At 61.3% G+C, this 12048-nt stretch carries 9 protein-coding genes; 8 read left to right on the forward strand and 1 reads right to left on the reverse strand.

What is annotated here, in order from left to right; genetic code table 11:
* Positions 1–5: 5 nt before the first annotated feature.
* Entirely contained in the window at positions 6–527 is a 522-nt protein-coding gene (locus tag PSH96_RS18515; RefSeq protein ID WP_065911901.1) for a hypothetical protein, read from the reverse strand.
* 194 nt (positions 528–721) lie between these two features.
* Between PSH96_RS18515 and PSH96_RS18520 the strand changes: the two genes are divergently transcribed.
* The 8 genes from PSH96_RS18520 to PSH96_RS18555 all read left to right on the forward strand — a co-directional run bounded on the left by PSH96_RS18520 (position 722) and on the right by PSH96_RS18555 (position 11991).
* A complete protein-coding gene (locus PSH96_RS18520; RefSeq protein ID WP_305454246.1) occupies positions 722–1405 on the forward strand; it encodes a molecular chaperone in 684 nt (227 codons plus the stop codon).
* 23 nt (positions 1406–1428) lie between these two features.
* Positions 1429–2412: a fimbrial protein gene (locus tag PSH96_RS18525; RefSeq protein ID WP_305454247.1), complete on the forward strand. Its 984-nt coding sequence runs from the start codon at positions 1429–1431 to the stop codon at positions 2410–2412.
* 59 nt (positions 2413–2471) lie between these two features.
* The gene (locus PSH96_RS18530; RefSeq protein ID WP_305460105.1) at positions 2472–5270 is read left to right on the forward strand and encodes an ATP-binding protein; all 2799 of its coding nucleotides are present in this window, start codon (positions 2472–2474) and stop codon (positions 5268–5270) included.
* Positions 5257–6450, forward strand: coding sequence for an EAL domain-containing protein (locus PSH96_RS18535; protein ID WP_305454248.1), 1194 nt, complete (start codon positions 5257–5259; stop codon positions 6448–6450). The genes PSH96_RS18530 and PSH96_RS18535 overlap by 14 nt, the downstream gene beginning before the upstream one ends.
* 83 nt (positions 6451–6533) lie before the next feature.
* Positions 6534–9707, forward strand: coding sequence for a hybrid sensor histidine kinase/response regulator (locus tag PSH96_RS18540; RefSeq protein ID WP_305454249.1), 3174 nt, complete (start codon positions 6534–6536; stop codon positions 9705–9707).
* A 23-nt stretch (positions 9708–9730) separates the two neighbouring features.
* The gene (locus PSH96_RS18545) at positions 9731–10378 is read left to right on the forward strand and encodes a response regulator (RefSeq protein WP_056861299.1); all 648 of its coding nucleotides are present in this window, start codon (positions 9731–9733) and stop codon (positions 10376–10378) included.
* Positions 10379–10572: 194 nt separating this feature from the next.
* Entirely contained in the window at positions 10573–11175 is a 603-nt protein-coding gene (locus tag PSH96_RS18550) for a fimbrial protein (RefSeq protein ID WP_138814730.1), read from the forward strand.
* 75 nt (positions 11176–11250) lie between these two features.
* The gene (locus tag PSH96_RS18555) at positions 11251–11991 is read left to right on the forward strand and encodes a molecular chaperone (protein ID WP_305454252.1); all 741 of its coding nucleotides are present in this window, start codon (positions 11251–11253) and stop codon (positions 11989–11991) included.
* Positions 11992–12048 lie beyond the last annotated feature (57 nt).

Here is a 12048-nt window from a genome sequence, read left to right on the forward strand (position 1 = left end):
CCGGCTCAGCGCTTGGGCGATAACCCGACGGCGCACGCCATCACTGCCGGGTCGCCCAGATAAACGCTACGCGCAGCCGTCGTGGGTGCAGCGACCCGACTGTCGACGGCGCGCAACATCGGTCGCTCAACCGTCGGCAGGCTGTGCTGGGGGTCGACAATCTCCATGCAGCGGCGCAGGGAGTTGAAGTCCGGCGATTGCGACAGCGACAGGTGCAAGGTCTGGCTCACCGACACCGACACCACCGAGCTCTGCGCGCATTGCCCGTCGTAGATCAGCGTATGGCGAATCAATGGGTTGTCATGGCAGTACTTCAACAGGTTGACCTGCCGCGAACGCACCAGCGCCGTATTGATGATCAACAGGTCGAACGCCACGCAACCGGAGCGCGTCAACGCCTGCAATTCGTCGAACGAACTCAAGGGGGCGATGCGGTGGTAGCCCAGCTGGTTGAGCATTTTCTCCAGCTTGATCCGCTGCAGCAGGTCTGCATCGGCAATCAAAAGGCGTAAGGCTTTATTGGACATAGGGTAAACCTGACAGTTGGGCATCAGCGTCGATCATTCAACGTCGAACACGGTAACTGTCGGGGCTCGAACATGACTTTAAGGCGATTCTGAAACGGGCACTGTGCACTTTTAAGAATCGCCTCAAAGCCCTCGCACTCACTCGCCCCTACCATGGCTGCGTTCCCACACGCTGCCATGGAATTTTTGTGTTCATGTTTTTACTCAGAATGATGCTGCTGGCCGGCGGGCTGCTGGTGCTCGCGCCACCGCCGGCCAGCGCGGCGCTGAAGATCGAAGGTACACGCCTGATTTATTACGGCCAGGACAAGGCCGCCGGCATCAGCGTGGTCAACCCGGCCTCACAGCAAGTGGTGGTGCAAACCTGGATCACCGCTGAAGACGAATCGCCTGGCAGCCCTGTGCCGTTTGTTGCCACCGAACCGTTGGTGCAACTGGGCGCCGGCGAGCATCACATGCTGCGCATCCTGTATGCCGGTGAAGGCTTGCCCGCCGATCGCGAATCGCTGTTCTGGCTCAATATCATGGAGATTCCGCTCAAATCCGCCGACCCCAACAGCGTGCAGTTTGCGATACGCCAACGGCTCAAGCTGTTCTATCGGCCACCCGCGCTCAAGGGGGGGTCGGCCGAGGCGCTGCAGCAGCTGGTGTGGAGCCGCGATGATCACAGCGTCATTGCCCACAACCCAAGCGCATTCCACCTGTCGTTGATCAATGTGCAAACGGACACCCAGCCGCTCAGCGACTACCTGCTGCTCAAACCCCATGAGAGCAAGCGCCTGAGTACAGCGACCGCTTTGCCTACCGGGTCCACCCTTCACTTCACCGACATCAACGATATCGGTTTACAGGCCCGCCATAGCGCGGTGCTCAAGTGATCAATCGCGGGAAACTTGCATTTATGTCTCTCACCAAACGTTTACTGCCCCTGCTGCTGTGCGGCTGCGCGGCCCTCCCTGCCACAAGCTATGCGCTGTCGTGCGTCGAAGATGGCAGCGGCGCCTATGTCGATATCAACCCGCTTGGCACCTCATTGGCGGTTGCGGCTGATGCACCGGACGGCACGATCATCTGGGAGTCGGGCCCACGCTCCACGAATGTGTTGTGCAAGGACGACCGCAACCACGGCCGCGAAGAAGTGTATTTCTACGTCAACCCGGCCAACGTCAGCATCGGCCAAGGCATCCGCGTAGGCATCCGCTACAACAACGCGCCCATCACCCAAAGCACCGGCAAGGTCGGCACCGGTTTTTACTCGGACCGCGGTTGCACCTGGTCCAATTGCACAGGCTGGGACAAGGCACGCTTTACCCTGAACTTCAGCGTATTCATCGAAAAATACGGCAAGACACCGCCCAGCGGTCAAGCCAGCACCCTGGCTCAATATCGCGTGTTCCAGCTCGACGGCGTACGCGGGCTCAACACCAACCCCAACAGCAACCTCAACTACATCGTCACCGGCATGAACGACATCCGCTTCGTGCCCTGCGCCCCCGAACTGACCATTACCCCCAGTGTCGTCAACTTCCCCACGCCATCACGCAAGGCGCAGGTCGGCGCCGTGGCCAGCACCGCGAACTTCAACCTCAGCCTGCGCAAAGTCTGTGATACGCCCTACACCGTCAATGCACGCTTCGCCACTACCCCGGGGGGCGGCAGTGTCATCAACGGCTTGCTGGTGCCGGCCAACAACAGCTCGGTGGGCATCTCATTGTCTCGCGCCGACAGCGATCAGCGCCTGCCCTTCAATGACTGGTTTACGTTGCAGACACTGATGGGCTCCGGCCAGGCACGCAATGATTTTCGCGCCGACCTGAGCTGGCGCACCCTGCCGATTCCGGGGGCCTTCGAAGCCGCAGTGGTGGTGGACATGTTTTACAAGTAGCCGACGACTTTAAGGATCGTCTTATGCCGTTGGCATCGATATGCCACTACTCTGCGCCGATGCGATTGAAAAGTTACCTGCTCCAGATCAACCCCGTCCTCTCCCGACCCGAAGCAGCCAGAAGGCTGCTTCGTATTTTTGCGAGCGTGCTGCTGGTGGGCATCTTGAGCGGGGTCTATACCTTTCTGCTGTCGACCTTCAACAACGACATCTCCCAGCGCCGCGGCTACATGAGCAGCGCGATCGCCGAAGCCCACACTTTTTTCACTAACCGCGAGGCCCTGCTGCAAAGCCTGAGCCTGTCGGCGGTGCGCAAGCAGTCCAGGGCCTACCCCTCCTCCGCGGAAGAACAACACCTGGAGCTGGGCAGCACACCCGGCAACCAGTGGAGCATCTGGCTGACCGCACGCATGCGCGACTACCTCAAAGCCAAGCAGCTCAACCTGCTGTATGTGAACGCCGGCCCCAGCCCACAAGTGACGCGGCTGTATGACGCCACCCCACAGGTACTGCCGATTTCCAAGTGCATGCTCAACCGCCTCAAGGCCTTGCAGCACAACGACACGGCCACGCTCAACGAGTTGTGGCTGAGCGACAACACCGAAAGCCATTCGCACCTGTACCTCTTCAGCCGCCTCGACCAACACGACCCCGACTCCGGCTGGCTGGGCTTGGAGATGGAGAGCCGTGAAGTGTCCATCACCCTCAGCGACCAGAGTGCCGGTGAGTTCATGATGCTCAACTCCCAAGGCATGCTGGTGTTCACCAACAGCACCGACACGCAACTCAAACAGCAACATTTGCGGCCCGGCGAAGAAAGCTTTTTCGGCTTTGTCGGCAACGGCTTGCTGCCCGACCACCTGGTGATCCGCAAACACTTGAAGTCCTCGGAATGGCAGTTGATGTATTCCATCGACCTGCGTGCGGTGGTCACCGGCCTGTGGAAACAGCTGCTCGGCTCGTTGTTGTTCTGCCTGTTCAGCCTCACGTTGATCTGGCTGGTGATGCGCCGCGTCGACCAGCGTTTCATTATTCCGTCGATTCATCGCATCCAGGCGTTGATCGAAAGCGAAGCCTTTGGCCGCGACGTGATCCAGATCGCGCCCGTGGCCCTTTGCGTGCTGCGCCGCACCGACGGCCAGGTGGTGCTGGAAAACACCCTGGCCCAGCAATGGCTCGGCAACGGCCCCGAGCGCGAGGCATTGCGGGCCGGCTGGATCGAGCAAGCGTTCGCCCAAGGCCCGTGTGAACGCAGTGATTATTTTGAAACCATCGATGGCCGCCACCTGTACCTGAGCAGTGCGCCCACCCGCTATAAAGGCGAAGACGTGCTGTTTTGCGCGTTCAGCGATATCAGTGCGCGCAAGCAGGTCGAAGCGGCGCTGGAAGAAGCACGCCAGTCGGCGGACGCCGCCAACGCCGCCAAGACCCTGTTTCTGGCGACCATGAGCCATGAAATCCGCACGCCGTTGTATGGCGTGCTCGGCACCCTCGAACTGCTGGCGCGCACACAGCTGGATGCGCAGCAAAGGGACTACCTGCACGCCATCGAAGGCTCGTCGTCGACCTTGTTGCAGCTGATCTGCGACGTGCTCGATGTGTCGAAGATCGAAGCCGGGCAGCTGGCGTTGGAAATGAGTGAGTTTTCACCGCTGGAGCTGGTTCATGAAATCATTCAGGGCTATGCCGCAGCCGCCCAAGGCAAAGGCTTGCAGCTGTATGCCTGCTTCGACCCGAAGCTGCCCGAACGGCTGATCGGCGACGTGACGCGCATTCGCCAGATTCTGAATAACCTGCTCAATAATGCGGTGAAGTTCACCGACTACGGCCGCGTGGTTTTGCGGGTCAAGGTGCTGGGCCGTGACGGTGAACGCTCCAGCCTGTTGTGGCAGGTCTCGGACACTGGCAAAGGCATCGCCCAGGAAGACCAGGCGATGATTTTCGAGCCGTTCTACCAGAGTGAAGGCAACACCAATGTGGTCGCCGGCACCGGCCTGGGCCTGCCGATCTGTCAGCGCCTGACCGAATTGATGAACGGCAACATCCGCATGGTCAGCGAACTGGGCCTGGGCAGCAGTTTCAGCCTGATCCTGCCGCTGGAAGAAGCGCCGACCACGCCGATGACCGCGCTGTTGCCCGAGACCATCTACGTGGCGTCGCCGATCCCGGAACTGGCCAACTCGGTCAGCGGCTGGCTGCGCCGCTGGGGCGCCAGGGCCCAGGCCGGCCTGCCGACATTGCCGGACACCCATCTGCTGCTGCAAGTGCACCCCGGCAGTGTCGACCCGCTGCTGGCGCCCGAATGGCCGGGGCCGGTGATTCACGTGAGCAGCAATGCCTGTACCACCGTGGAAGCCGAAGGCGGTGCCTGGCATGTCAACCTCAACCACCTGGGTGCAATTCATCAGGCCGTGAGCCAGGCGCAAGGGCTGTGGGTGGCCCGCGCCGATGAGCAAACGCGCCAGCGTGACCTGAACAAACTCAACCTGCACCTGCTGGTGGCCGAAGACAACATCATCAACCAGCTGATTTTGCGTGACCAACTCGAAGAACTCGGCTGCACCGTGGAGCTGGCGGCCGATGGTCAGGAAGCGTTGCAGCTGTACACCGCCGGTAACTTCGACGTGGTGTTGACGGACGTGAACATGCCCCACATCAACGGCTATGAACTGGCGCGCGAACTGCGCCGCCAAGGCTGCCCGTTGCCGATTATCGGGGCCACCGCCAACGCCATGCGCGGCGAGGCCGACCTGTGCCTGGCCGCCGGCATGAACCATTGCCTGGTCAAACCCTTTGCGTTGCGGGCTCTATTCAACTCCCTGGCGCCTTATGCACGGATCACCCATGAAGCCCCTTAGTATTTTGATTGTTGAGGACCATCCCCTGCAGCACATCTACCTGCAGCACTTGCTCAGTGAGTTGGGGGATTTCAGGCTGGAAACCGCCGAGGACGGCAAGCAAGCGCTGGAGCGTTTGCGCCAGCGCGATTTCGACCTGGTACTGACCGACCTGCTGATGCCCGGCATGGACGGCGTGCAATTTATCCAGTGCCTGGCCAACCTGCGCTGCAAGCCGGCCCTGGCGATCATGAGCGCCGCCTCGCGGCGCATGCTGATGGCCGCCAGCCTGGTGGCGAAAAACCTCGATGTGCAAGTGATCGGGCTGATCTCCAAGCCGGTTAACGCCGACGCGTTACGCAACCTGGTCGATCAGCTCAGGAACACAGTGCGCAAGCCCTCCCCCGAACTGCCCGAACACATGGACATCGACCGCCAGACGCTGGTGCAGGCCATGAGCAGTGGCCAGTTGCAAGCCTGGTTCCAGCCAAAAAAATCCCTCGCCAACGGGCGTATCGTCGCCGCCGAAGCCCTGGTGCGCTGGTTGCACCCCGAGCAAGGCGTGATGCTGCCGGCCGCGTTCCTGCCGGCGATCAAGGCCTTCGAGCTGGAAGAACGGCTGTTGTGGCTGGTGCTCAAACAGGCGATTCACGCCCAGGAGCAGTGGCGCCAGCGCGGCTATGAAATCCCGGTGGCGATCAACTTGCCCACCCACCTGCTCAACAGCCATGACCTGGCGGACCGCTTGCTGGAGTTCGTGCTGCACCACGACGGCATCCCGGGGATGATCTGCTTCGAGTTGATGGAATGCTCGGTGCCCCAAGACATCAGCAACTTCTACGCCGGCGCCTGTCGCTTGCGCATCAAAGGCTTCGGCTTGTCCCAGGATGATTTTGGCAAGGGCTACAGCTCGTACCTCAATCTGGTCTCCACACCGTTTACCGAACTGAAGATCGACCAGGCGCTGGTGCAGGGCAGCCACGACAACGAAGGCATCGCCCAGGCGTTGGCGAGCATCATCGCGCTGGGCCGCAAGCTCGGCCTCACGGTGGTCGCCGAAGGCGTGGAAACGCCTCAACAATTGGCGTTGCTGCGCAAAATAGACTGCAATCAGGTGCAAGGCTTCCTGATTTCCCACGCGGTCTCTTCGGACCAATTTCAGCAGCTACTGAACAATGATGGCCCCGCGACATCTCACTAGCTGGAGGCCCCGGATTATTTGCTCTTTTATGAAGCGCAAGCTGCATCCAGTGCCGATTTGTCCTGCGCCTGCGGAAACCCCTGATGAAGCACAACAACGCGATACTCGAAGCCTTTACCCGCAGTTCCGTACGCCTGAACAAAGGCCTGATGGTGCTGATTGGAATCGCGTTGCTGCTGCTCCTCACCAACTACTGGTCACTGCAACGCGGGATCGAAACCCGTTATGGCGCCACGCGCTTTCATTTTGCGCGGCTGATGGAAAACCTCAGCGAGCAGCAGACCTATCTCAAGAGCCTGACACACCCAGGCATCCAGGCCGAATTGCTGCGGGCCACCAACGTGCAGGTCAGCCTCAAGAGCCGCATGGTCGAGAACCGCCGCACGTTATACGAAGGTCAGAAGTACTCGTTTTCGGTGCCGTTTGACGTCAAGTTCGATGAGCAGCAGGTCGGCGTTGCTGTGCGGCCACCGATTTTTGCCCTGGGCGCGCACCTGACCAGTTACTACAGCGCCTTCTGGTCCTCGTCACCGTACGAGGCACCGCAAACGTATCTGTTCAATCGTCAGACGAACTACACCATCACCATTCCCTCCGTGGGCTATCAGCGTCGCGAAAACACTGAAGAGACCGGCAACCAGGTGGCGCTGGTCAACGCTGTGCAGCAAACCCTCGCGCAGACGCCGCAGCCGCTGGAGCAGGATTGGGTGTACTGGAAAGCGGGGCCGGAGCCCGAACATTTGCTGGCCTACATCGGCCTGTCACTCGACGGCCAGGGCCAGTCGGTGATCGGCACCTTGCTCGACCTGTCGCAGGTGGACGATGTGCAGCGCGCGCTGGATCACTCGGCCTTTGATCGCTTCACCTTGTTTGCGCCCGACGGCACCCGTTTGGTCGGGCCAGCCACCGAGGCGTCGCTCAGCGATGGCGTACACTTCACGGCCAATGGCTTTGAATTCAAGATTACCCAGACCGGCGACCAGCCCTGGAGCGCGGTCTATGGCCTGAACTACTCGCACTTCTTCCACTCGGCTTTGTGGCCGCTGAGCACCCTCGCGCTGCTGCTGGTCAGCCTGGTCACCCTGGGCTGGGCCGGCAGCCGCTGGTATCGGCGCCAAGTGATCACCCCGGCGCGCCTGGCCCACGAGCGCATCGCCGAAAGCGTGGCGTTCAGCCGCGTGATCATCGACACCGCGCCCACCGGCTTGTGCGTGGTGCGCCGCAGCGACGGCAAGGTACTGATCGAAAACCAGCGCGCCCAGCAATGGCCGGGCACCGCACGCCTGGTGGCGGCCATGGCCGGTCAACATGACAGCGCCGAGAGCGGCGAAAGCCACTTGGAGATCGAAGGCCGGCACCTGCAAATCGGTTTTGTGTCGACACGCTATCAGGCCGAAAACGTGCGCCTGTATGCCTTCAACGACATTACCCGGCACATCGAAGACGCCCAGGCGCTGGAAGAGGCACGTCACGCCGCCGATACCGCCAACGAGGCCAAGACGTTGTTCCTGGCGACCATGAGCCACGAGATCCGCACGCCGCTGTATGGCGTGCTCGGCACCCTGGAGCTGCTTGGCCTGACCGACCTGGACGCGCCTCAGAAAACCTACCTGCACACCATCCAGCGCTCGTCCGCCACGCTGTTCCAGCTGATCAGCGATGTGCTGGATGTGTCGAAGATCGAGTCCGGGCAAATGGCGATAGAAGCCGTGGACTTCTGCCCGCTGGACATGCTCGAAGACACCCTGCACACCTACGCCGCTTTCGCCCAGCGCAAGGGTTTGCAGCTCTACAGCTGCATCGATCCGCGCTTACCGAACTGCCTGATGGGCGACCCGATGCGCATTCGCCAGATCCTCAATAACCTGGTGAGCAACGCGATCAAGTTCACCGACATCGGGCGCGTGGTAATCCGTGCTCGGGTCATGGCGCTGGATGCCGAGCATGTCGACCTGGAATGGCAAGTCACCGACTCCGGCGTCGGCATACCCGAAGCGCAGCAGGCCAAGCTGTTCGACCTGTTCTACCAGGCGCCGGACACCGCCAGCGAGGGCGGCGCCGGGCTGGGGTTGCCGATTTGCCGCTGGCTGGCGCAGATGATGGACGGCGAAATCCGCGTAGTCAGCGAGCCGGGGCTGGGCAGCAGCTTTACCCTGAAAATGCGCCTGCCGCTGTGCTGCGGCGCACTGACCAACGTGCCGTTGATCGAGCCCAGCCCGACGCCGGTGTATGTGCAGGCGCCGGTGCGCGAACTGGCGCAGTCGATGAGTGACTGGCTCAATCGCCTGGGCATCGAGGCCGCGCTGGCAGCTTCCACTCAGGAACCCGACAGCCGCCACGCGGTACTGGTGGACCTGCTGCCCAGCGAGCCCGCCAAGCCATGGGCCGGCCAGCGCGTGCTGTGCCTGCCGGGCGCGCACAGCCCGCCGCTGCACACGGCGCAAGGCTGGGTGGTCGACCTGCACGATGTGCGCAGCATCGCCAGCACCGTGTCCCTGGCGCAGCACGGCAAGCATGAGCAACCCGCAGCGGCCCGGCCACAAAGCGCCGGGCAGCTGGGGTTGCGCATCCTGGTGGCCGAGGATAACCCGGTCAACCAGGCGATTATCAAGGAACAGCTCGAAGCCCTCGGCTGTTCGGTGAGCCTGGCCGCCAACGGCGAGCAGGCGCTGCAACTGTGGCAACCACAGGCCTTTGACCTGGTGCTGACCGACGTGAATATGCCGTTGATGAATGGCTATGAACTGGCCAGGACGCTGCGCGAGCATGACCCGCACCTGCCGATTATCGGCGTGACCGCCAATGCCATGCGCGAGGAAGGCGTGCGCTGCCTGGCGGTGGGCATGAATGCCTGGATCGTCAAGCCGTTAAGCCTGCAAACCCTGCGTGGCCAGCTGATCAAGCTGTGCAAGGTCAAGCCGGCGCCGGAGCCTGCCACTGCGGCCTGCGACGACAGCGTGCAGCTGTCGGACAAGATGCGCCCGCTGTTCATCAGCAGCGTGCAGCAGGACTTGCAGCGTATCGATGCCGCGCTGGTGCAACGTGATGCCCACGGCCTGGGCCAATTGCTGCATTCGGTCGCCGGCGCCCTGGGCGCAGTCCAGGCGCTCAGCCTGGCCCAAGCATGCATCGAACTGGAAAGCGCACTTAACCGCGGCAGCCTCGACACAACGCTTGAACTCAAGGTGAAGGCTGTGATGCAGCGTCTGTCGGCCGTTCTGGAGACTCTCCAGCCCGGGCACTCTTCACTCACTTGAACTGGCACTACGGACGGCCCTCTATGAAAAAATTCAACGTGGTAATCGCGGACGATCACCCGATCGTATTGCTGGGTGTTCGCGAGTTGGTGGAGCGCGACACACGCTTCCAGGTGGTCGGCGAGGCCGTGTGTTCGGCCGGCCTGATCGCGCTGTTGCAGCACCAGGGTGCCGACATCGTGATCACCGACTACAACATGCCGGGCGACTCGCCCTACGGCGATGGCCTCAAATTGGTGGAGTACCTGAAGCGGCATTTTCCGCAGGTGCAGATCCTGATCCTGACGATGATTTCCAATCACCTGATCCTCACCCGCCTGCAAGAGCTGGGTGTGGTCGGCATCATCCAGAAAAGCCAGTTGCACACCGAGATTCAACTGGCGCTCAAGGCGATCGCCCAGCAGAGCGCCTATCGCAGCCTGGAACCGCCAAAAACCTCGGTGGTCGAGACCCTTACGGCTATTGACGAGCGCTTTACCAGTTTGTCGCCCAAAGAGTTCGAGATCCTGCGTTTATTTATTTCCGGCATGAGCGTCAGTGATATAGCTCGCCGTCAGAACCGCAGTTCAAAGACCATCAGCGCGCAAAAAATATCGGCCATGCGCAAACTTGAAGTGAGCAGCGACCAGGACCTGCTCGCTTATTGCCTGGCGCGTAATATCTTCAACTAACCCACCACTAGCAAGCCATTTAAAACAATGGCTTCGCCCTTTGTTTTCCGAGTCTTCCCGCGCCTTCCCGCCGCTCTAAACCGACTGCTTCCTGGCTTATAAGAATCGTCTTATTCGCTCTCTGGCCCTCGCCGCTTATTCTCCTCTCGCAGTTCAACAACAGCACTTTCCAACTAACACTAACGGACATCACCATGAAGAAGTTTTCCCTGGCTGTTATCGCCTCGGCCATTATCGCCGCTTCCGGCAGTGCGTTTGCCGTCGACCCGGCACCGACGCCGACCCTGGGCGGCAGCGGCAAAATCACCTTCACCGGCGTGATCAACAACGACGCCTGCTCCGTCGACGGCGCCAACTCCGACCGCACCATTTCGGTGGACATGGGCAACGTGTCGATCAAGGACATGGGCACCGCCGAAAACCCAACCGCAGGCCGTGTCACCGCCAAAGACTTCAACCTGAACGTCAACTGCAACCAGGGCACCAAAGTCGCGATGATCTTTGACGCCAACAACGGCGGTTCGGGCCTGGTCACCGGCAAAAAAGTCCTGGCCCTGAACCCGGGTTCGGCCACTGCACAAAACGTCGGTATCGCCCTGCTCGACAGCAAAGGCAGCCTGATCGACCTCAGCTCTTCCAGCACCGCGCGCATCGAAAGCACCATGCACGGCGCCGGCACCGCTGGCGGCGACGCCACCCTGAGCTTCGCGGCCGCCTACGTCACCACCGCAGCCGCCGGTTCGTCCACCGCCGGTCGCGGTGATGCCACCCTGCCGTTCATCCTGCAATACGAATAACTCGGCGCCCCCGGCACCGAACGCGCGAGGCCCTGCGGCCTCGCCATTGTCTTTTGATTACACCGGATAACCCTCATGCCGCCTCGTTCTATCGCCGCATGCCTGGGGCTGTTGGGCTTGCTTATGGCTGCCCAGGCCGCCGCCAGCATTTCATTGAATGCCACCCGCATCGTGTTTGATGGCGACCACAAGGAAGCCAATATCACCGTGCGCAACGGCAACCAGGATGTGCTGATTCAATCCTGGGTCGACATGAACGACGCCAGCGCCAGCCGCGCGCCGTTTGCCGTCACACCGCCCTTGGCGCGGGTATTCGCCAAGGAACAGCAATTGCTGCGCATTCTGTACGAAGGCAAAGGCATGCCCACGGACCGCGAGTCGGTGGTGTGGCTTAACGTGCAGGAAATCCCCAAGGCCAGCGCCGCCGAGAACACCTTGCAGTTGGCAATCCGCCAGCGCATCAAGATTTTTTACCGCCCTGCCGGCCTCACCGGCAGCGCGCTGCAGGCCCCTGCGCAACTTGAGTGGACACTGGCCAAGCACGCCGGCCAGACCCTGTTGCAGGTGAAAAACCCGACGCTGTACCACGTGTCCATGGCCGACATAAAAGTGCAGTCGGTGCTTGCCAGCGATTCCACCATGATCGCGCCTGGCGAGCAAAAACAGTTCCCGCTGAGCGCGGCAATTGCCAACGGCCCGGTGCAACTGTCGTTTTCCAGCATCAATGACTATGGCGCGCAAAACCACTACAGCGCGCCCCTGTCGAGCGGCGCTGCGGTACCTGCGCACGCGACTGAATCGCGCCTGAAACCCTAAGCACTTTCGCCTACTTACAAGCTCACTTCGCGTGCGTGTTTGCGTGCCCGGCTGTCC

It is taken from the genome of Pseudomonas sp. FP2338, assembly GCF_030687515.1.
GTDB lineage: Bacteria > Pseudomonadota > Gammaproteobacteria > Pseudomonadales > Pseudomonadaceae > Aquipseudomonas > Aquipseudomonas salomonii.